The 22088-nt window shown below is 33.2% G+C and carries 16 protein-coding genes, 2 tRNA genes and 1 rRNA gene; 6 read left to right on the top strand and 13 right to left on the bottom strand.

Annotated elements, in window-relative coordinates; genetic code table 11:
* Nucleotides 1-287 precede the first annotated feature (287 nt).
* The 4 genes from ACP7AQ_RS15025 to ACP7AQ_RS15010 are packed head-to-tail and all read left to right on the top strand — an operon-like array spanning nt 288 to nt 3170.
* Complete coding sequence (locus ACP7AQ_RS15025) at nt 288-842, top strand: RNA polymerase sigma factor (RefSeq protein WP_426096034.1); 555 nt, start codon at nt 288-290, stop codon at nt 840-842.
* Nucleotides 839-1375: an anti-sigma factor gene (locus tag ACP7AQ_RS15020; RefSeq protein WP_426096033.1), complete on the top strand. Its 537-nt coding sequence runs from the start codon at nt 839-841 to the stop codon at nt 1373-1375. The genes ACP7AQ_RS15025 and ACP7AQ_RS15020 overlap by 4 nt, the downstream gene beginning before the upstream one ends.
* Nucleotides 1359-2420, top strand: a complete 1062-nt coding sequence (locus ACP7AQ_RS15015) for a hypothetical protein (protein WP_426096032.1) — start codon at nt 1359-1361, stop codon at nt 2418-2420. Before ACP7AQ_RS15020 ends, ACP7AQ_RS15015 begins: the two co-directional genes overlap by 17 nt.
* Nucleotides 2421-2435: 15 nt before the next feature.
* Entirely contained in the window at nt 2436-3170 is a 735-nt protein-coding gene (locus tag ACP7AQ_RS15010) for a head GIN domain-containing protein (protein WP_426096031.1), read from the top strand.
* A 34-nt stretch (nt 3171-3204) separates the two neighbouring features.
* Here the strand turns inward: ACP7AQ_RS15010 and ACP7AQ_RS15005 are convergent, their stop codons facing one another.
* From ACP7AQ_RS15005 to ACP7AQ_RS14980, 6 genes are all read right to left on the bottom strand, one after another.
* Nucleotides 3205-4530, bottom strand: coding sequence for an MFS transporter (locus ACP7AQ_RS15005; protein ID WP_426096030.1), 1326 nt, complete (start codon nt 4528-4530; stop codon nt 3205-3207).
* Between the two features lie 177 nt (nt 4531-4707).
* Nucleotides 4708-5523 carry a M48 family metallopeptidase gene (locus ACP7AQ_RS15000; protein ID WP_426096029.1) on the bottom strand — a complete coding sequence of 272 codons (816 nt, stop codon included), beginning with the start codon at nt 5521-5523 and terminating at the stop codon, nt 4708-4710.
* Between the two features lie 88 nt (nt 5524-5611).
* Entirely contained in the window at nt 5612-8011 is a 2400-nt protein-coding gene (locus ACP7AQ_RS14995; protein WP_426096028.1) for a glycoside hydrolase family 31 protein, read from the bottom strand.
* Between the two features lie 196 nt (nt 8012-8207).
* Nucleotides 8208-10115: a 1,4-alpha-glucan branching protein GlgB gene (gene glgB, locus ACP7AQ_RS14990; protein ID WP_426096027.1), complete on the bottom strand. Its 1908-nt coding sequence runs from the start codon at nt 10113-10115 to the stop codon at nt 8208-8210.
* A gap of 67 nt (nt 10116-10182) precedes the next feature.
* Nucleotides 10183-11463, bottom strand: a complete 1281-nt coding sequence (locus ACP7AQ_RS14985; protein WP_426063637.1) for a glucose-1-phosphate adenylyltransferase — start codon at nt 11461-11463, stop codon at nt 10183-10185.
* A complete protein-coding gene (locus ACP7AQ_RS14980; protein WP_426096026.1) occupies nt 11460-12881 on the bottom strand; it encodes a glycogen synthase in 1422 nt (473 codons plus the stop codon). Before ACP7AQ_RS14980 ends, ACP7AQ_RS14985 begins: the two co-directional genes overlap by 4 nt.
* A 168-nt stretch (nt 12882-13049) precedes the next feature.
* Between ACP7AQ_RS14980 and ACP7AQ_RS14975 the strand changes: the two genes are divergently transcribed.
* Nucleotides 13050-13916, top strand: coding sequence for an alpha/beta hydrolase (locus ACP7AQ_RS14975; RefSeq protein WP_426096025.1), 867 nt, complete (start codon nt 13050-13052; stop codon nt 13914-13916).
* 39 nt (nt 13917-13955) lie between these two features.
* Entirely contained in the window at nt 13956-14345 is a 390-nt protein-coding gene (msrB, locus tag ACP7AQ_RS14970) for a peptide-methionine (R)-S-oxide reductase MsrB (protein WP_426063633.1), read from the top strand.
* A 698-nt stretch (nt 14346-15043) separates the two neighbouring features.
* Here msrB and ACP7AQ_RS14965 read toward each other — a convergent pair.
* The 7 genes from ACP7AQ_RS14965 to rrf all read right to left on the bottom strand — a co-directional run.
* Nucleotides 15044-16666, bottom strand: coding sequence for an amidase (locus ACP7AQ_RS14965; RefSeq protein WP_426096024.1), 1623 nt, complete (start codon nt 16664-16666; stop codon nt 15044-15046).
* A gap of 141 nt (nt 16667-16807) precedes the next feature.
* Nucleotides 16808-17359: a hypothetical protein gene (locus ACP7AQ_RS14960; RefSeq protein WP_426096023.1), complete on the bottom strand. Its 552-nt coding sequence runs from the start codon at nt 17357-17359 to the stop codon at nt 16808-16810.
* A 401-nt stretch (nt 17360-17760) separates the two neighbouring features.
* On the bottom strand, nt 17761-20727 hold the full coding sequence (locus ACP7AQ_RS14955; RefSeq protein ID WP_426096065.1) for a histidine kinase: 2967 nt from the start codon (nt 20725-20727) through the stop codon (nt 17761-17763).
* A 21-nt stretch (nt 20728-20748) separates the two neighbouring features.
* Nucleotides 20749-21501, bottom strand: coding sequence for a LytR/AlgR family response regulator transcription factor (locus ACP7AQ_RS14950; protein ID WP_426096022.1), 753 nt, complete (start codon nt 21499-21501; stop codon nt 20749-20751).
* Nucleotides 21502-21770: 269 nt separating this feature from the next.
* Nucleotides 21771-21856 (bottom strand) — tRNA-Leu (locus tag ACP7AQ_RS14945).
* Between the two features lie 6 nt (nt 21857-21862).
* Nucleotides 21863-21935: transfer RNA gene (locus ACP7AQ_RS14940), tRNA-Phe, on the bottom strand.
* A gap of 68 nt (nt 21936-22003) precedes the next feature.
* Nucleotides 22004-22088: ribosomal RNA gene (rrf, locus tag ACP7AQ_RS14935) — 5S ribosomal RNA — on the bottom strand; the annotation flags it as partial.

Below are 22088 nucleotides of genomic sequence, written 5' to 3'. Positions count from 1 at the left end.
TCATTAAAAAATTTATTCTTTAAGCAAATATAAGGTTTCAAAATATTCTTTTTAGATAAAAGCAATGTTTAATCTTCATAATCTGCATAACGCTGAATGAGTCAATCTTTGTGCCAAAAGAAACTATCTTTATCCTATTTTTCATCAGAAAGTGATATTTTAGACTTCACAAATCAATGCAAATAAAACGGTGAAAGAAGAATCACAAGAAAAATTAAGTTTTATTTTTATAAAAGTGTAACAAACAAATTAATTACAAGTCCTTGTTTTAAACCACTGTCAGCTGTTTGAATGTAAATCAAAATAATATCGAAGAATTGATTTTGCTATGTAAGCAAAAAAATCAAAAAGCACAATGCGAAATCTACAATCGCTATGCGAAAGCCATGTATAATGTCTCGCATCGCATCGTAAAAGACAGCCATTTTGCCGAGGATGTGATGCAGGAAAGCTTCTTGAAAGCTTTTACCCGAATACATGACTACAAACAAAAAGTTGCTTTTGGCGTTTGGCTTAAAAGAATTGTTGTGAACTGCAGTATTGATTTTTACAAAAAGAATAACCATTTCAAACCGGAGGATTTTGATGCAACACTTTATAAATTGGAAGAAACTGATATTGGCATTACAGAAAATACCGATTTTAAGGATTTAAAAGTGAAACAAATTCTAGATACAATTGCTTTATTAAAATACAATTACAGAATGGTTTTAACGCTCTTTTTTATTGAAGGATATGACCATGAAGAAATTAGCGAAATTCTGAATATCAGTTATGCCAATTGCAGAACTGCGTTGAGCAGAGCCAAAGATTGCCTGCGAAAAAAATTAGAAGAAATATGAAAAAAGAAAATAAAAAATTAGACCACTTATTCGAAAAATTTGAAAATCAATGGGATATCGAAATTATTAAAAATAATCATGAGGAACGATTTGTAAAAAAATTAAAATCAAAAAAATCAAATTGGAAACGTTTTGTGGCGATTGGGATCGCTGCTTCTATAATTGTTTTATTAAGCCTTTCTATCTTCAATCATACTCCTAAGAAAACGGAGGAGTTGCAATTTGCATCAAAAGAAACAAAACAGACCGATTCCATTTTTACTGTTTTAATCGAAAGAGAATTAGACAAAATAAACGAAAAAAAGTCTCCTGAGAATAAAAAAATTATTGCCGATGCACTCAAGCAAATGAAAGTTTTGGATGCGGATTATGAAAAAATCATGCAAGAATTAAAAACCAATGGGGAAAGCAAACAGATTATTTACGCGATGATTAGCAATCTCCAAACTCGAATTTCTTTTTTGCAAAGTGTACTGCAACATATTGAAAACAAGGAACAAAAAATAAACATAGCAGATGAAAAAACAATGTAAAATACTGATTTTTTTACTTTTAATTCCATTTTTGGGACATGCGGTTGATACTAATTTTCTTCATTCAAAAGAAAAAAATATCAAAAAAGCCTATCATGTAAATCCAGATGCTACGCTCTCAATTGAGAATTCGTACGGAAATATTTCAGTAACCACTTGGAATGAAGATAAAATTGAACTTGATATTAGTATAAAAGTGAGTGGTGATAATGAGAATTGGCTTAACCAGCGCATTGAAACGATTGCTGTTGAAATAGTCGCTTTGAAAGGAATGATTTCTGCCAAAACGATTTTGGGAAATTTAAGTTATAATAGTCCGGGAAAAAACAATAGTTTTGAAATAAATTACACGCTTAAAATTCCCAAAAACGGAAGTGTAAAACTGAATAACAAATACGGTAATATCAGTACTACCGATCTTTTGGCTGATGCCGATATCAAATGCAAGTATGGGAAAATAACATTAGGGAGATTGTCCGGAAATAGCACAATTCAAATGGAATACTGTTCCAACTCGAGTATTGTATTTCTAAAAAACGGAATAATTACTGCTAAATATTCTAATTTAAAAATTGGAGAAGTTACTAAATTGAATTTAATCTCTGATTACACAGATATTGAAATTGAAGAAAGTGACGCCATTAAATACAACAGTACATACGGGAAAATCAGAATTCAACATGTAAAAACATTAGATGCAATGGGCAACTATTTGACCATACAAATCGGAGAAGTTTTTGATTATTTAAAACTTAACACAAAGTACAGTTCTTTTGCCCTTCAAACCATAAACACAAAGGCAAATTCAGTTGATATAGTCGCGCGATACACGGGAATAAACATCGGATACAATCCTAATTTTGCGTTTGATTTTAATATTGCACTAAAATATTGTAACTTTAAATATGACAACAAATTAGAAATTGACTCAAAGGAAGAAGCTTCAAACTCAAAAAAATACAGTGGCTATCACAAGAAAAAAGGGCTTAACAATTTGAACATAATTTCAGATTACGGAAATGTAACACTTACCAGAAACCAATAACCTAAAACAAAATATATGAAAAATTCAATCCAATTATTTATCAGTTGTGCTTTATTAACAACCTCGATGACACATGCACAATGGTCATCCAATGCAAAAATAAAAGGTAACGGAACTGTAGCTTCTGAAAAAAGAACGACCGCTTTGTATGACGCGATTGCTGTTACAGGATTTTTTGATGTCGAATTAATATCAGGAAAAGAAGGCAAAATTACTATAAAAGGGGAAGAAAATTTATTGCCTTATATTAAAGTTGAAGTCGTGGATCAAGAATTGAAAATTTTTGTTGAAAAGAACAAATACATCATCCCCAACAAAGGAAAGCAAATTATTATCACAGTCCCTTTCGAAAGTATAAATCAGGTTTCTTTAACTGGTTCTGGCGATGTACTAAGCAAAAATCGAATCGAATCAAAATCATTTTCAGTCAAATTAGTTGGTTCAGGTGATATCAATTTAGATGTAGAAACAACTGATCTTGAAATCAATTTAACCGGTTCCGGCGACTTGCAGCTAACTGGCTCATCAGAGAATTTGAACAGTAGTTTAGACGGATCGGGTAATATAGATGCATCAAATTTAAAGGCCAAAAATGTTAAGGTCACCGTTTCTGGTTCAGGTGATAATACAGTTTTCTGCAGCGAAAGCCTATATGCAAGGGTTTCGGGCTCGGGAGATGTTGAATACAAAGGTGATCCTAAGAAAAAAGATATAAAAGTGAATGGTTCCGGTACCATCTCTAAGTCCTAACTCGACCTTTTTCGCACACAGTAAAGGTATTCTATTAATTTAGGATACCTTTTTTTGGAACTCTTCTCAACAAAACAACAGCCACAACAAAAAATACTCCTAAAAACACAATGGCAAGTCTTGGGCTGCCGGTAATTTGGTCAATAATTCCATATACTAACATGCCTATTACGATGCCAATTTTTTCAGCAACATCATAAAAACTAAAAAAAGAAGCGGTATCCTGCGTTTCTGGTAATAATTTTGAATAAGTGGAGCGCGATAACGCCTGAATCCCTCCCATCACAAGGCCTGCAATAGATGCCATCACATAAAAATGTATGGGCAAAGTAATAAAAAATGCAAGTGCACAAAATACTGCCCAAATACAATTGATCCCAATTAAAGTCGGAATATTTCCGAATTTGCCTGAAGCTCTTGAAGTTATTATGGCTCCAAGAACAGCCACTAATTGAATAATTAAAATACAAATAATTAAACCTGTTGTACTTTCGGCTTTAGAAGACCAAGCAATTTCCTGTGCGCCAAAGTAAGTGGCAACAAGCATTACTGTTTGTACGGCCATACTTGAAACAAAGAAACTGCCTAAATACCGTTTTAATGCAATGTTTCCGTTCAATAAAAACCAAACTATTTTTAACTCTTTCAAACCATTAAAAATAACATGGTGCGTTACTTTACGATTGGTGTCTTTATTGCCTTTTGGCAAAAAATAATACGTGTACTGACTGAATAAAATCCACCACACTCCTACCATAACAAAGGAATATCGCATTGCTTTCATCGCCGCTTCTCCATCAGTTCCTGTGATTCCAAAAAGTTTTGGTTTCATAATCATCGCTAAATTGATGATCAATAAAATCACACTTCCAATGTAGCCTAAGGAATATCCTTTGGCACTGATTTTATCCTGTTGCTCCACATAAGCTATATCAGGCAAATAAGAATTATAAAAAACCAAACTTCCCCAATATCCAATCAATCCAAAAAAGTAAAATGCCAATCCAATGTATATATTTTCAAGATTGAACCAATATAATCCCATACAAGATAATGCTCCCAAATAACAAAAGAATTTCATAAATGATTTTTTATCCCCCACATAATCAGCAATACCTGATAATAAAGGTGAAATAAAAGCGACCAACAGAAATGCAAAAGCGGTAACAAAACTAATTAAAGCTGAATTTTTCAGATGTAAACCAAAAACATCAATATAATGATCTCGTTCCGAAAATAAAGCTTCGTAAAAAATTGGAAACACGGCAGATGCGATGGTAAGCGTATAAACTGAATTTGCCCAGTCATAAAAAGCCCAAGCGTTTAATAATTTAGTACTTCCTTTTTGTAAATCTGCCATGATTAATTTTTTTATGATGCGAATTTATTTATTTTTCGTTAAGAATTGTAAAAAAAATGAATAAATCATGAGTTAACAAATCATTAATAAACACGAACAGTTATAAATATCTAAAAGGCAGAATACAAAAAAAGCTATCCCTTTTGAGGATAGCTTAAACTATTTTTTAGATAAAAATTACTTGTAAATGACTCCAACTTTAGCCGCTAAAGCTTTTGCTTCAGGAATTAATGCTTTTAAGTTTGCGATTCTTGTAGCGTCAGAAGGGTGTGTACTCATAAATTCTGGTGGTGCTTGTCCGACTGATTGTGCAGACATTCTTTGCCAGAAGGTAATAGATTGTTCTGGATTATATCCGGCAATTGCCATTAGAGTAAGACCTATTTTATCCGCTTCCGTTTCGTGATTTCTGCTAAAAGGAAGCATTGCTCCATATTGCGTAGTTACACCATAAGCTTGTTGCCAGATTTGTTGATTTTCCGCGCTTTTTCCACCTGTTGCAACAGCAACACCTACAGCTCCTAATTGTTGTAATTGCGCAGCGGTCATACGTTGCGCCCCATGATTTACCAATGCATGAGAAACTTCATGCCCAATTACCGTAGCCAAACCTGAATCGTCTTTTGTGATTGGCAAAATTCCTGAATAAACAACAATTTTCCCTCCTGGCATACACCATGCATTCACTTCCTTATTGTCAATTAATTTATATTCCCAACGGTAGTCCTGTAAATATTGCGCTTGTCCTAAATAGGTTAAATATTTTTCAGCAGCAGCTTTAATTCTCAATCCAACTGTTTCCACTTTTCTGGCATCAGCAGTTCCGGTAATTACTTTATTTTCCTTTAAAAAAGTACCATATTGTTGAAAAGAGGTTGGAAACAACGTACTGTTAGAAACCAAATTTAAAGTTTTCTTGCCTGTTATGGGATTCGTTGCGCAAGAATAAATTAATCCTACTGCAAAAATTCCTACTATTAAATGCTTTTTCATAATTTTATCTTTTAAATATTCATCAAAAATACAACTGTTTTTAACAATAAAATTTATATAATTAAATGTAAAAGTATCATCTTTTTTGTTATTCACCAGTAATATGAAATGCCGTAAATTCTTTATCAACAATTATGTAGCTTTCATTTTCTAAAGTATTTCTATCAAACGACACTTCCACATTATCAATCTCGATCATTTTAACTTTAAAGGGTAATCCGATAAGATTTATTTTATATTTCGAATAATTCGTATCGTATTTTCCTTCTTTATGCAACTGAACAATCAGTTCATTCTCTTTACCAGTTATTTGAAACGATAAAAAACTGTATCGCCCTTTTTTGTAATCATAACCATCTTGCGCATCTTCATAAACTACCGACTTTTCTTTTCCCTCTTTATAATAAATATCGAGTGTTAATTCATCAAATTCTAATTCTCCGACATACTGTTGAACAGGATATTTAGGGATAATAGCTCCCGCTTTTACAAAAATTGGAATTTGATCAAATTTAGTGTCTACCCAAATTTCTTTTCCTCCTTTTACCTTTTCGTTGGTCCAATAATTATACCAGTGTCCACGAGGAATATACATTCTTCTGCCCAAAGCATTTGGTTCTAAAATTGGACAAACTAATATTTGATTTCCAAAAACAAATTCATCATTTCTGTAGTGCGTCTGAATATCTTCTTGATCGTAATACACTAACGGTTTCAACATGGGGATTCCCTCCTCAATGTATTGCCAAAACATAGTATATAAATAAGGTAATAATTGATACCTCAAATTGACAAATTTTCTGGTAATATCAATCACTTCTTCATCAAAAGCCCATGGTTCCTGATCTCCGTGATCTCCGGAGGAATGCGTTCTGCAAAACGGATGGAAAACACCCAATTGAATCCATCGAGCGTATAATTCTCCGGAAGGTTGTTCCGCAAATCCACCAATATCTGAGCCTGTAAAACCCATCCCGGAAATTGACATTCTTTGCACCTGAATATTGGCAATCCATAAATGCTCCCAAGTGGCCACATTATCTCCAGTCCAAGAAGACGTGTAGCGTTGCGCCCCGGCGTACGCTGATCTTGTGATTACAAATGGTCGTTTTGGATAAGCAAATCGTTTTACACCGTGATAGGTTGCTCTGGCCATTTGTGTACCGTAAATGTTGTGTGCTTTTCTATGGCTGCAAGGGTTTCCGTCGTAATCATGACGCACGTCCATTGGAAATGTTTTATTAGGAACCTCCATTACTGCGGGTTCATTCATGTCATTCCACACTCCTTTTACTCCAATCTCCGAAATTAATTCTTTAAATAGTCCAGCCCACCATTCTCGTACTGCAGGGTTTGTATAATCCGGAAAATTACATTCTCCTGGCCAAACTTTACCTTTCATGTATGGACCGTCAGCTCTTTTACAGAAATAATCTTTTTCTAAAGCTTCTTTGTAGACGGCATATTCTTTGTCTATTTTTATCCCTGGATCAATAATTACAACCGTTTTGAAACCATCTTCTGCTAATTCAGCGACCATTCTTTTTGGATCTGGAAAATATTCTTTATTCCAAGTAAAACATCGAAAACCTTCCATATAATCAATATCCAAATACAACGCATCGCAAGGAATTTTCAACTCTCTAAATTTGGCAGCAACTTCTTTTAAATTACTTTCTGGATAATAACTCCATTTACATTGGTGGTATCCCAGTGCCCAAAGTGGCGGTAATTCGGGTTTTCCAGTCAAATCAGTATAAGTGGTAACTACATCTTGCATTTGTGGTCCAAAAATGAAATAGTAATTCATTTCTCCGCCTTCTGCCCAATAACTGGTTACGTTTCTTCTTTCGTGACAAAAATCAAAATAAGTTCTGAACGTATTATCAAAGAATATACCGTACGACTGCTTGTTTTGTAGTCCAATGTAAAATGGAACTACTTTATATAATGGTTCCTGATCTTTTTGAAAAGCATATTGATCTGTCGCAAAATTCTCCAGTCTTTTTCCTTTCAAATTCAATTGGGTTGCTTTATCACCAAGTCCGTAAAAACATTCCCCATCTTTTGAAGCCTTACTCATTTTTACGATATTCCCACCGTATTCATAGCTTTCTTCCCAATGGAACCCCAATTCATCCTCTAAAATAACATTATCCTCCAAATCATAAATAGACAATCTCATGTCTATTTTTTGAATTCTGCATTTTACTTTACTTGTTTTTATCTGATAATACTCTTCCATTTCAGAAACCTCAAGAAAATTATATCCATGAGAATGACTTTTGTCAATTGCATAAGAAAAATCATTACTGAAGTATCCTTTTGTGGTAAATCTAAATCGGATTAAACTGTCTCTTAATACCGTTACTTTTAATATGACACTATTTTCAGTGTGAAAACTTATGGAATCTACCTCATGTTCAAAAGAAACTATTTTTGTGGGATATAAATCTCCTTTGTATTCTAATTCTGTATTTGTAATCATGTTTTATGGTATTAATTCTAATCAATTTTTGGTTTCCAAAAATACAAAAATACTTTTAAGCTTATGTAAATCTGATGTTTATTAACGAAAACGTTGTAGTTTTTTTCAATGGAACAATCAGCAATATATACTGATGGTTTCCATAATAAATGAAAACCATTAATACTATTTATTTAAAAAAAAGTGAGTTTTTAACTTATGAAATCTTAAATACAATTACACTCAAAGGAGGTAAAAGCAACTCAGTAGAATAATCTCTTCCATCATAAGGCATGGCCTCGACTGCTATTTTTTTAGCGTTAGAAACTCCGCTTCCTCCATATTCTAAAGCATCACTATTAAAAATTTCGGTTAATTTACCTTTTTTAGGTAAACCAATTCGATAATCAGGGCGTATAACCTGAGTAAAATTGCAAATTACAATTACATCGTCTTTTGGATCATTTCCTTTTCGAATGAAAGACATCACAGCATTTTGATGATCGGAGTAATTAATCCATTCAAAACCTTCTGAACTGAATTGTTTTTCGTGTAATGCAGGTTGTGTTTTGTAGAGTTTATTCAAGTCCGTAATCAATTTTTTGACGCCGGCATGAAACGGATATTGTAATAAATGCCAGTCTAAACTTTCTGAAAAATTCCATTCGCTGCTTTGTCCAAATTCACTTCCCATAAACAATAATTTTGTTCCGGGATGCATAAACATATAACCATACAGTAATCTTAAATTCGCGAATTTCTGCCATTCATCTCCTGGCATTCTTCCTGCTATAGATTTTTTTCCGTACACCACTTCGTCATGCGAAAGCGGTAACATAAAATTCTCCGAAAAAGTATAGGTCATCGAAAAAGTCAAATCATTTTGATGGTACTTTCTGTACACGGTGTCTTTTTGAAAATATTCCAAAGTATCGTGCATCCAACCCATCATCCATTTCATTCCAAAACCCAAACCACCTGTAGATGTTGGTCTGGAAACCATTGGGAACGAAGTGCTTTCTTCGGCAATAGTTTGTACGCCTGTAAAATTAGAATAAACGGCTTCGTTAAATTCTTTCAGGAAACTGATAGTATCTAGATTTTCTCTTCCACCGTACAAATTTGGTTCCCATTCGCCTTCGTTCCTGGAATAATCCAAATACAACATCGAGGCGACAGCATCAACGCGAAGCGCATCAGCATGATAATGTTGCAACCAAAATAACGCATTACTGATTAAGAACGAACGAACTTCGTTTCGTCCATAATTAAACACTAAACTTTTCCAATCAGGATGAAATCCTTTTTTACGATCTGGATGTTCAAAAAGATTCGATCCGTCAAAAAATCCTAAACCATGGGCATCGTCAGGAAAATGAGAAGGAACCCAATCCAGAATTACTCCAATTCCGGCTTCATGCAATTTATCTACTAAATGCATGAATTCCTGCGGATTCCCAAAACGGGAAGTTGGTGCAAAATATCCCACTAATTGGTATCCCCACGACGGATCGTAAGGATACTCCATTATTGGCATGAACTCTACATGAGTAAAGCCAGTTTCTTTCACATAGTTTACTAAATCTTCGGCAAATTCGAGATAAGTTAAAAACCGATTTTCATCTCTGTGACGTTTCCACGAACCTAAATGTACTTCATACACTGAATAAGGTTTGTCTAAACCATTGTGATTTTGACGGGTTTCCATCCAGCTAGCATCTTTCCATTTATACTCTAAATCCCAAACTACTGATGCTGTATGCGGTGGTTTCTCACAATAAAAAGCAAACGGGTCGGCTTTCTCAGTAATAATTCCACCATTATTGGATTGTATTTTATATTTATAGGTGGTTCCTTTTTCTACATTTGGAATAAATCCTTCCCAAATACCGGAGGAATCCCAACGAACTTCTAAAAGATGCTCGCCTTGTGTCCAAAAATTAAATTCCCCAACAACAGAAACGGAATGCGCTGTTGGTGCCCAAACGGCAAAATAAACACCAGCCACTCCGTCAATCGTGGTAAGATGTGCGCCTAATTTTTCGTAAAGGCGGAAATGTTTTCCAGCTTTAAATAAATCAATATCAAAATCGGTAAAAAGGGAATGCGAGATAACTTTACTCATATAACAATTGTATGCTTCTGCTTTATGTAAAAATCAGAATATTAGTGTAAAAAAACAGTTTTAAGATTTACTTAATAATGTAATTATCCGGTATAACTGCTCCTTTTTTGATAACAACAATTCCGTCTTTTATGGCGTACAACTCATTAGAAAAGTCTTGTAAATGGTTTCCACCATTGATGTAAACGTCATCACCAATTCTGCAGTTTTTATCCACGATCGCATTGCTAATAAAACATCTTTCCCCAATTCCCACCAATTGTCTGTCGCTTTTAAGATCTTCATTCATATCATCAATATTCTGATAGAAATCATTTCCCATTACGTAACTGTTTTGAATTATGGTTCCTTCCCCTATTCTGGATCGAATACCAATTACAGAACGATTAATTTCTTTGGCATTCAAAATACAACCTTCCGAAATCAATGATTTATCAACCATTGTTTTTTGGAATTTTGATGGTGGCAACAATCTTGGTCTGGTAAATATTTTATTTTCGTTATCAAATAAATTGAATTTTGGCAAGTCATCTGTTAATCCTATATTCGCTTCAAAAAAGGAATCAATATTACCAATATCCGTCCAATATCCTTCATATTGATAACTTAAAATCTTTTTGTGCCCTACTGCTTGAGGAATAATTTCTTTACCAAAATCTTTGGTTTCTTTATTAGACATAATCTCTACCAACAGTTTTTTGTTGAAGATATAGATTCCCATCGAAGCCAAGTAATTTTTTCCTTCACTTTTCATTTGTTCACTCACATCCGATTCCCAGTCTGGCAACAATTCTTTAGCCGGTTTTTCAATAAAAGATTCAATACAGCTTTCTGAGTTTGTTTTTAATATCCCAAATTCAGGCGCGTCTTTAGCATTTACTGGCAAAGTAGCGATAGAGATATCAGCTTCGTTCTTAATGTGTTCTTCTAACATATCGTTGAAATCCATTTGGTACAACTGATCACCGGAAAGTATCAACGCATAATCAAAATCATGATTCAAGAAATGAGGCATACATTGTCTCACAGCATCCGCGGTACCTTGAAACCAAGTTGGATTGTCAGGAGTTTGTTCTGCTGCAAGAATATCAACAAAAGCATGGCTAAAAATACTAAAGTTATAGGTGTTTTTGATGTGTGCATTTAAGGAAGCGGAGTTAAACTGCGTCAATACAAACATCCTGTAAATATCTGAATTCATACAATTTGAAATTGGAATGTCAACCAATCTATATTTGCCTCCAATTGGCACAGCTGGTTTTGATCTTGATTCTGTCAACGGATATAATCGAGATCCTTGTCCTCCACCTAAAATTATTGCAATTACATTTTTCTTTTTGGCTTTCATTTCTTGTTAATTATTAGTTTGTACATTTCTATATATTCCTGACAAACACGCTCCCAAGAATGGTCCGTGTTCATTCCTATTTTTCTAATTTTATTAAAATGTTTTTTGTCGTCGTATAAATCAATTGCTCTCTGAATCGAATAACATATATCGCCAACTGTGGCCTGATCATGACAAATCCCGTTTCCGTCATCACCAAAGTCAATTACCGTATCTCTTAGTCCACCTGTTCGTCTCACAATAGGAATTGTTCCGTAGCGTAACGAATACATTTGGTTCAAACCACAAGGTTCTACTCTGGAAGGCATTAATAAATAATCAGAACCGGCGTAAATCAAGTGTGCTAGTTCTTCATTGTATCCAATGAACGTATTGTAATTTCCCTTGTAATCTTGTAGCAAACTATTTAATTGATTTTCAATAACTTTATTTCCAGAACCTAAAATCAAAATATTAATTTGTTGATAATTTTCTGATAACGCAAGCGCTGCGGCATGTGGTAATAAATCACCTCCTTTTTCTTCTAATAATCTTCCTATAAAACTAAAAAGTGGTTTTGTTGGATCCAGATTGAAGAGGTTACATAACTTTTCTTTATTTTCCTGTTTTCCTTTTTCAAAATTTTTAATTGAATAGTTTTTTTCCAGCATGGCATCTTTTGCCGGATCCCAGACTTCGATATCAATTCCGTTTAAAATTCCTTTAGATTTATAACGCACCAGATTAAATAAGGATTCTAGTCCGTTTGCTGAATAATTGATTTCATTCAGATAATTAGGCGAAACTGTCGTTACAGCCCAAGCACATTTAATGGCTACTGCCAATGAATTGATGCAATTATCCCATTCTAAAACGTTGACATGAGCCAAATCAAATTCTGGTAAATAATACAATTTATCAAATCCAAACTGACCTTGATACAAACCATTATGAATGGTAATCATGGAAGGAATACTCCGTAATTTTTCGTATTTATGGCAATACAACATCATAAATGGAATCAAACCCGTATGATGATCGTGACAATTAATGACATCCGCCACTTCACTTCTGCTTGTAATCCAATCCAAAGTTGCAATTTGGAAAGCTAAAAAACGCTCGATATCGTCTTGATATCCATAAACATCTTTTCTATCAAATAATTCCTGGATTTCAACTAAATACAATTCAAATCCTAACTTATCTGTTTTTTCTTTAAGAATATTAAAAGGAAAATTGAAATCCCCCAACTTTACATGCCCCCAATAGACACATTCAAAATCATTTTCTTTTTTAAATTTTGTGTCGTAGCACGGCATTACCACACGTACTTTATGTCCTGCATTATTTTGATATTTTGGCAATGCGCCAACAACATCCGCTAAACCTCCTACTTTCGCAACGGGATAACATTCTGCGCTGATATGAAATATTTCCATTTAAGAAATTTTAATGTTTTCAGTGAATTCTACTATGATTGGAATATTTAATATTTGAGTCTTTTATGTTAATACCAATAAAAGACTTTATAAAAAATACTACTTTTATGTTTTTCTAAATTTACTAAAAAATTTACAGAATAATAACTCGGTTAAAAATTTATTGAAATGACAAAGAAAACTTCTAATCATACCCAATCATTGAAAATTCCTAAGATAATTTTATTAACCAGTAAATTAATCTCTTTTATTTCTCCAAAACTAATTACAGTATTTGCTGCTAAACTCTTTACGACACCGATAAAACATAAAATTCCAAAAAGAGAATTAGAAATGGATTACAAAAGCATTCAAAAATTAATCCAAGTGCCCGCAATCGGTAAGGAGGTAGTTTTGTATCAATATGGAAAAAGCGAGAAGCAAATTTTATTAGTACACGGTTGGTCAGGACGCGGAACTCAGTTATTCAAAATAGCCGACGAATTATTAAAAGCCGGATATTCTACTATTAGTTTTGATGCTCCAGCGCATGGAAAATCACCCGGTAAAACTACTATTATGGTCGATTTCATCGCTACAATTTTAGAAATAGACAAGCAATTTGGACCGTTCGAAGCAGCCATTGGTCATTCATTAGGAGGAATGTCCGTTTTAAATGCGATAAAAAAAGGTTTAAAAGTAAATCATGCCGTAGTAATTGGCAGTGGAGACATTGTGGAAGATATTATGGATGATTTTGTAGCAAAATTAGAATTGAAACCAGCTGTAAGCATTCTTTTGCGCCTTTATTTCGAAAAAAAATACGGAGAAAAAATGAGTAATTATTCTGCTTTCCTAGCCGCCAAGGAAACTGCTATTCCAGTTTTAGTGATACATGACAATCAGGACCCTGAAGTTCCCGTAAAGGCTGGAATTCACATTCATAAATATTTAAAAAATGGAGAGTTACTACTAACAGACGGATTAGGACATAGAAAGATTCTAGGCAACCCTAAAGTAATTGAAAAAACAGTTCAATTCATCCAAAATAAATAATTGAAATACAACATTATACAATTAATAAAAAAAATAATCATGAAATATCCTGTAGAAAAAACCGAACAAGAATGGAAAGAACAATTAGGCGAGGAACGCTATAGAATTCTTCGACAAAAAGGGACTGAATATCCACACACGGGAACTTATAACTTGCTTTATGAAAAAGGAACGTATTGCTGCGGCGCCTGCGGAGAACCTTTGTTCGAAAGCAATTCTAAGTTTGATGCGCATTGCGGTTGGCCGTCATTTGATGAATCCATTCCTGGAAAAGTTGAATATATTTCAGATGTTACCCATGGCATGAAACGTACCGAAATCCTTTGTGCAAATTGCGGCAGCCATTTAGGGCATGTGTTTGATGACGGACCTACAAAAACCGGACAACGCTATTGTGTGAACTCTTTGTCAGTGGACTTTAAAGAATAGTGATACGGATTTATTTGAAAACTTAACGCAAAGGGCAAAAAATTTAGAATTAATTCTAACAAATAGGTAGGAAAAAAACATTCGTTGGAGTGTCATAATTTAAACGAATTTATGGTGACGGTAATTTAATAAGCGCAGAATTCCGATGCCAATATTAAAAAAATTGCCACAATAATATTTAAAGCATACCCAAATATGGAAAACTCAACGATTTCTAATAAGGAATCATTATTCCTGTGTATCTCTGAAGTCGGAAATTTTGGAACCAAAGCAAAATGGCTTTTAAAATAGCGCTAACCACCCAAAAAGACGAAAACAGTCGACTAACCATGGAGGGTTTAGTTGCATTGAAGAGAAGCTGAAGATGATTCGCTAATCTAATTCTTCGAGAAGCAAAAGTTCTTGTATTAAGTATGATCGCCGATTTACATGTTATTAGAGTAGTTCCGAGAATTGGAATTATAAAAGAAACCTAAGATGGAATTAAATCCAAAAAAATAGTTGATGTGAGTATCGCTAAAAAAAATTTTGGGAGAAATTGGGATGGCTATTTCATTTTTAGGATGAGACATTTGCCGCCCACAATTCAAATATCCAGAATATTTAATTAACTGCATTTGTGAATATTAAGTAAAAATAAAAGGGTAAAAAGTGATTCACTCTTTACCCTTTTTCATATTCTTTAATCGCGTGAATAATTATATAAAAGAAGGCTTAAATGCTGGTTTTAGTCGCTTTTTAGATGCTTGTTCATACGCATAACCTAATCCGATTAATTCTCCTTCAGTGTACGGCGTTCCAAAAAAAGATAATCCAACGGGTAAATCATACACTATCCCATTTGGAACAGTAATGTGTGGATATCCACTTGCCGCTGCTGGCGATGTTAAAGAATATCCTCCCCAGCGATCCCCGTAAATCATATCAATACTGCAAGCAGGGCCCATCGTTATTCCACAAATGGCATCCAACTTATTTTCTTCAAAAACAGCTTTTAAAACACTTTTACTTCCTTCGAAACTTGCAGCTAATGCTTCCAAGTATTTTTTATCATCCAAACCTTTTTTTGCGTTAGAACTCTCTAATGTTTCTTGTTTAAAATAAGGCATTGCTTTATCTTCATTACTGCTATTAAAATCTATTACATCTTTTAAAGTTTTTACTTTTGCATTAGCCGTAGCCAAGTAGCTGTTCAATCCGTCTTTAAATTCATATTGTAAAACTTCAAATTCGGCTTGACCAAAAGCATTAATTTTATCGAAATAGTCAATTTCGACAATGACAGCACCTTGCTTTTTTAGTATGTTAATGGCATCGTTTAAAAGTGCATTGATGTATTTATTATCTCCTTGCGGTTTTTTCTCAATACCAATCCTTTTTCCTTTCAAAGCGTTTGCATCTAAAAATGTCGTGTAATCTTTATGAGCTTTCCCTTTGCTTTCAAGCGTTACGGCATCATCTTGGTCATCAGCAGCAATTGCACCTAATAGTATTGCCGCATCGGTTACGTTTCTTGCCATTGGACCAGCTGTATCTTGTGTTTTTGAAATCGGAATAATTCCTGAACGGCTAACCAAACCTACTGTTGGTTTGATCCCCACAATTCCATTTACTGAAGCTGGGCAAACAATAGAACCATCCGTTTCGGTTCCAATAGCAACTACGCAAAGATTGGCTGACACAGCGGTACCTGATCCCGCACTGGAACCACATGGATTGTGATCTAAAATGTAAGGATTTTTAGTCTGCCCCCCCCTGCTGCTCCATCCGGAACACGATTGCGTGGAACGAAAATTTGCCCATTCACTCAAATTGGTTTTGCCAATGATTACTGCTCCAGCCTCTCTCAGTTTTTTAACAACAAAAGCATCTTTTAAAGCAATATTCCCTGCCATAGCCAAAGATCCTGCGGTTGTTTGCATTTTATCGGCAGTGTCTATATTATCTTTTATCAAAACAGGAATTCCGTGTAAAGGCCCTCTGATTTTGCCTGCCATCATTTCTTTATCCATTGCAACAGCAATAGTTACTGCATCCGGATTGATTTCAATAACCGAATTTAATTGAGGTCCATTCTTATCTACCGCTTCAATTCGTTTTAAGTACAGTTGCACTAATTGTTCCGAAGTATATTTTCCGGAAGTTAATTTCTCTCTTAAACTGCCAATGGTTTCTTCATCCAGTTCAAAGGCTTGATTAGAATCTCCTAATGGTACTGAATCTTCATTCTTTTTGGTACTGGAGGTGCAACCGGTAACCAAAAGTGTGGTAAGACCTGCAGAAGCAAGAGTTGCAGTGGTTAAAAAAGATCGTCTTTTCATAGGTTAAGTTATTTATGTGGTTATCGATTTATTAAACAAAAAACTAAAGTAGTTTTTTTTCACAAGATACAATAACCTATTAATTGGAACAAATGTTAAAGTTTAAATTCTCTTAATATGGAAATAAACGATAATAAACTCCTAAACAAAAAAAAACGAAAATAAAATGGAAATTAAAATTAGATACGTAAAAACACGGACTAGCTTTCGTTGAGGATGTTTGTAATGAACGGCATCATTTTTTAAAAAATTACTGAAAAACAACATCAATTTGCTTTCAAATAGTTTTGATAATTGCTTGCTTAAAACATGTGTAAAAGTGAATAAAGTGCTTTTTTCTAATGAGGAATTCCCCTTATTATTTCCATCTTTAGTATCACTAAACCCAACAATACTATTACAGTGATAATTTCTTAAAAATCCTCTATTCTCGTCTTCTTCCTCTTCAATATTCCTTAAAACGAAAAACCAAGAACAGATCAAAAAACTGAGCAGCATAAAATATATTGAAAAATCAATTTCTGAACCTTTCACAAGGGTAAAATAGTATATTCCGAAGCCAATATTAGAAAATAAAAGCGATTTGTAAGGCGAATTTGACTTCGCTTCTACAAGGAAACTCAGTAGAACAATACCAAAAGCGATATAAGAAATAAAGGTAAAATTTTGCAAAGGAAAAAAAATAGAATCCATAATTAAAATTGTTTTATTTACTTTACGATAATGTGATTTTTTGAAAGAAAAGTAAATGACTGCCTTGACAATTCCCTTTCGAATGTTGCAAACATAAAAAACTTTTTAAATTTAAAATCGAAGAACATATAGATCCACAATGTTTACAAAATTATTGCGCTTTTTCCAGACCTTAAAACACAATTGCTTTTGAAAACACAATTTTCACAGTAATACGTTTGCATATGATTTGATCTTCGATTTACCTCCTTTTAAACAAAAATATAGGTTTACCGTAAGCCCAATTAAATAGTCTTATAAAAGGTACTTATTAAGCTATGAAAGAGCCCAATTGGTTTATAAACGTAAAAGGCTCCGATCCAAAATTGGATTAGAGCCTTTATAATTAATCATTTCAATTATTATACCGTCAATCTTATCGTAACTGTCGTTCCGTTATTTTCTGTAAACTGAATGTTAATCGGATTGACATTTGAAATTTGCAAAAGGGAAAGTCTTTCTTTAGTCAGTTGAATGCCTTTTGAATTATGAATTTTTGTTTTTTTAGCAGCATTTAAGCTCATTCCGTTATCAACAATTTTGCATTCTAAAATATTCTTAGTCAACATTTCAAAAGAGATTGTCAATTTTGGCGCAGGATGCGAAGCGTAAAAGGCATGAACAAAAACATTTTCAACAAAAGGCTGCAACAACATGGTAGGAATTTTGGAATGGTAGACATCTACGTCAGAACCAATATGGAATTCCGTTTCAATTCGGTTATCAAAACGCATATTTTCAATCATAATATAGGATTTCAAATACTCAATTTCTTCTTCAATCGCAATCGTTTGTTTAGATGAATTTTCTAATGTTTGACGAATTAATTTAGCAAACTCTCCTATATATTTTAATGAATTACCAATATCATTACTAATAATATAATCCTGTATGGCATTCATAGCATTAAATGTAAAATGAGGATTCATCTGGCTTAATAAAGCTTCCAGCTTGGTTTCTGCGATACGTTTATGTATTACTGCCTGCTCTCTGGATTTCTTTTTAGATTTAAAAATCAAATACACTAAAACATTAAAAATAGACAAAATTGCTAAAGCAATAAACCACCAGGTCATCCAAAAAGGAGCTCGAATATGAATTTCCAATAATTTAAAAATGGTTGCTTTCCCTGCATTCGAATCAAAAACTTCAACTTCTAAATTATAGTTACCGTACGGTAAATAAGGTAAAAACAGGTTTGTTTTTTCACTGTACGGACTCCATCGGTTGGTACTTTTTAGACGATATCGAAATTTTAATTTATTAGGAAAATCATGCCCTTTTGGTATAAAATCAATGGAAAACGAATTGTCTTTGTAATCACAAATTAATTCTTTTGAATTATAACGAAACCATGTATAATTAGAGGAACTAATTGGAACATTATTAATTTCGATTGTTGAAATTGTCATCTCTGACACGGTCATTTGTGGCGCTATTAATCGCTCTAAATTAATTGTGTAATATCCTTTTTTAGTTCCCAACCACAATTGATTTTCGAATATTTGTGAAGTGGTAACCGCGCAATCTTTCAATCCTTGCTCTTTATCAATCAATCGAATAACACCATCCTTATACAAGTTGATTCCTTTTTCGGTTCCGATGAGAATAAAATCTTTAAACGATTCTAAAAACAGAATAGTATTACCTTCAATCTCTTTTTTAGAAATAGTTTTTAAAATTTTAAAAGCTTTAGAGTCATCTACAATAAAAACATTTCCAAATTCGGCAGCCAAAATAAGTTGTCCCTTGCTATTAACTGTAATATGTTTAAGCTTTTTCTCCTTCCAAATTCCTTCAGCTAAATAAGAATAAAACTGATTATTTTTATAGACATACAATCCATTAAAAACAGATAGAAGATAAGTTTTGTCATTATAATTGAGCGTTTTTACGATGGCCGTGACCTTTTCATCTAAAGATTTTACTTTCAAATTATAAACATCATCATATACATGAACTCCGCCATAAGGATTGGTCTCAAAAAACTTATTATTTGGAGTAAAACCAAATTCATAAGTATGAATGGGAACATAGTTTATTATCTTTCCATTTAAATCAATTTCAAAAAGTCCAATATTACTGCTAACCCAAAGAACTTTATCATAATTTACGAGCCTGTAAAGTTCAATACCGCTTGCAGGTAACTTATAATTCAATTCAAAAAAATCATCAGCGTGCGTGGGCAACGGTTTTTTGGTTTTTTTTATAAAATCAATTTCTGCCTTTTTAAAATCGGACAAAGAAATACTACTGAAAAGAGTATTAGAAGCATTGAAAATAGAGATCCCTTTATGGTGCAAAATGACTTTTTGATTATTAAAAACTTCAAAATCAATAATCGATTTCTCCTTAAACAAGTTATAATCAATCATTTTATTCAACCGGACTTCATAAATTCCTTTGTCTTTCGAACCTACATATAGAATATCTTTTGATTTATCATAAACAACATTGAGTAAATTTCGGGAATCAATACCATAGTGATCTGAAACATTAACCATCTTATTATTAGAAATCTGATACAATCCACCATCACTGTCGAAAAGGCCCCAAGAAGCAGCAAAAATGTCATCTCTGTTGTCTTTTACATATTCCCAAATAATAGATTGACCAAAGGTACTTGTAGATAAAAGACCCTTTTTTAGATTTTCTAATTCAATAATATTAATAAATCCCTTGTTGCTTAAAAAGAGTTTAGAGTCAAAATTTCCTAAACTATAAGCGTGCGAATCCTTATCATTGCCAGTAATATTAAATTCTACAATAGGTACAATTTTCGGAATGGATCTAGAAAAATCAACTTTAAACAGACCTTCATTAATAGTCGAAAAATAAACGTCCTTTTTATAAGTAAAAAAATCACTTACCATAAACACTCCAAAATGAGGACGAATTCCTTTTATTGTAACAACTTCATTGGTCTTAATGTCGATAATAGAAATACCTAATTCAGTTCCAATAAACATTTTATTTTTATACGAAAATAATTTTCTAACCCGATCTAAGGGCAATCCATTTTTAACATTAAAAAAAGTAAACTTTTTACCATCATATTTGCTAACCCCACCTCCATAACTGGCAAACCACATGTTTCCATTGCTATCTTGATTAATATCCCAACAGCTGTTATGACCCAAACCATCAATTTCATTAAGAGTAGAAAATGAACCATTCTCCATTCTGGAAACACCATTTTCAGTTCCAATCCATAAAATATTTTTTGAATCTAAAAACAATGAGCGAACTGCATTATTAGGTAAGCCATCTGTGGTAGAATAATTCTTGGAGGGATAATACTGCCCTAAAAGTAAATATGGGAAAAAAATAGACCGAAAAAAAGGATCAACTTATTTAGAAATCGCATCAATTAATTCTTTTTTGGTAAATGATTTATCTGAAACAGGAATTTTATCACCAGTAATCATTTCTAAGATAAATTCATCAGATCTGAAGCTAATTACAAATTTGACATTAATTAGAAAGCTTCTATGAACTCTCAAAAAATTGCACGAATGAAGCAATTCACAAGTCTCCTTAAATGATTTAGAAGTAAAGTAATTTTTGTCCAAAGTATGAACTGTAGTATAAGCTCCATCCGATTTACAAAAGATAATTGTATTGGCTTGCACAACTTCAAAACCAGTTTTTGAGGGGAAAACAATTCTTTCTTTCCCCGTATTCTGATTGGCAATGTTCTCCGCTAATAACTTATAACGATCAAGATTAATTTTAACCAATTTGGCTTGCTCAACTCGAGCAATTGCTAATTTAAAATCGGCAATGTTAATGGGTTTAAGAAGATAATCTAAAGCACTATTTTTAATAGCATCTATGGCATATTCTTTATAAGCTGTTGTAAAAATAGTTTCAAATGTTATCGTTTCAAAATATTTAAAAAGTTCAAAACCATTTTCATCTTGCATTTGAATATCTAAAAAAACAATATCGGGATTGTATTTTTTTATCGAAACAACTGCTTGCTGAACGGAGTTACATTCGTCAATAATTTCTATTTTTTCGCTAAAATAAAGATTACATAATTTTCTTAGAAAACTACGTCCATGGGCTTCATCGTCAACTATAATTACTTTTAATTTCATTTAATTATAAATATTTTAGCTAAAAATACTACATTTAAAAGTTGAAACCTACCAACAGTAAATCTTAAATGGCCTTTACAAACAAAAAAAATTTAATCAACCAAAGAAATAGGATATAATAGACTCAGAAATAAGTTTAAATTATAAAAAAGCGAAGTCAAAATCGGAAATTTGAAATTAATTTTAATTTTCTTACAGGAAATAGCTAATATATCATGCTATTTATAAATAAAAAAACTTCATCAGTTTTAAACTAATGAAGCCTTTTGTACTCAGAGCGGGACTTGAACCCGCACGAACATTACTGTTCACTGGATTTTAAGTCCAGCATGTCTACCAATTTCACCATCCGAGCATTTTGTGGTACCTCCAGGGATCGAACCAGGGACACATGGATTTTCAGTCCATTGCTCTACCATCTGAGCTAAGGTACCGATAAACATCTTCTTATATTAAAAAAGAATGAATAAAAAACCCCGTTCATCAGAACGGGGTTTTCAAAGAAAGGCGACGACATACTCTCCCACATAACTGCAGTACCATCTGCGCAGGCGGGCTTAACTACTCTGTTCGGGAAGGGAAGAGGT

The sequence above is a fragment of the Flavobacterium sp. DSR2-3-3 genome, from assembly GCF_049896585.1.
In the GTDB taxonomy this organism is placed as follows: domain Bacteria; phylum Bacteroidota; class Bacteroidia; order Flavobacteriales; family Flavobacteriaceae; genus Flavobacterium.
Note: the sequence above shows the minus strand (reverse complement) of the source record. Positions and strands in the feature narration are given on the sequence as shown.

Coding starts and splice junctions, on each gene's coding strand:
- ACP7AQ_RS14950 (WP_426096022.1), bottom strand. CDS start 21,501: ATGAAATTAAAAGTAATTATAGTTGACGATGAAGCCCATGGACGTAGT.
- ACP7AQ_RS15015 (WP_426096032.1), top strand. CDS start 1,359: ATGAAAAAACAATGTAAAATACTGATTTTTTTACTTTTAATTCCATTT.
- ACP7AQ_RS14985 (WP_426063637.1), bottom strand. CDS start 11,463: ATGAAAGCCAAAAAGAAAAATGTAATTGCAATAATTTTAGGTGGAGGA.
- ACP7AQ_RS15010 (WP_426096031.1), top strand. CDS start 2,436: ATGAAAAATTCAATCCAATTATTTATCAGTTGTGCTTTATTAACAACC.
- ACP7AQ_RS14980 (WP_426096026.1), bottom strand. CDS start 12,881: ATGGAAATATTTCATATCAGCGCAGAATGTTATCCCGTTGCGAAAGTA.
- ACP7AQ_RS15000 (WP_426096029.1), bottom strand. CDS start 5,523: ATGAAAAAGCATTTAATAGTAGGAATTTTTGCAGTAGGATTAATTTAT.
- glgB (WP_426096027.1), bottom strand. CDS start 10,115: ATGAGTAAAGTTATCTCGCATTCCCTTTTTACCGATTTTGATATTGAT.
- msrB (WP_426063633.1), top strand. CDS start 13,956: ATGAAATATCCTGTAGAAAAAACCGAACAAGAATGGAAAGAACAATTA.
- ACP7AQ_RS14960 (WP_426096023.1), bottom strand. CDS start 17,359: ATGGATTCTATTTTTTTTCCTTTGCAAAATTTTACCTTTATTTCTTAT.
- ACP7AQ_RS14995 (WP_426096028.1), bottom strand. CDS start 8,011: ATGATTACAAATACAGAATTAGAATACAAAGGAGATTTATATCCCACA.
- ACP7AQ_RS14975 (WP_426096025.1), top strand. CDS start 13,050: ATGACAAAGAAAACTTCTAATCATACCCAATCATTGAAAATTCCTAAG.
- ACP7AQ_RS15020 (WP_426096033.1), top strand. CDS start 839: ATGAAAAAAGAAAATAAAAAATTAGACCACTTATTCGAAAAATTTGAA.
- ACP7AQ_RS14965 (WP_426096024.1), bottom strand. CDS start 16,666: ATGAAAAGACGATCTTTTTTAACCACTGCAACTCTTGCTTCTGCAGGT.
- ACP7AQ_RS15005 (WP_426096030.1), bottom strand. CDS start 4,530: ATGGCAGATTTACAAAAAGGAAGTACTAAATTATTAAACGCTTGGGCT.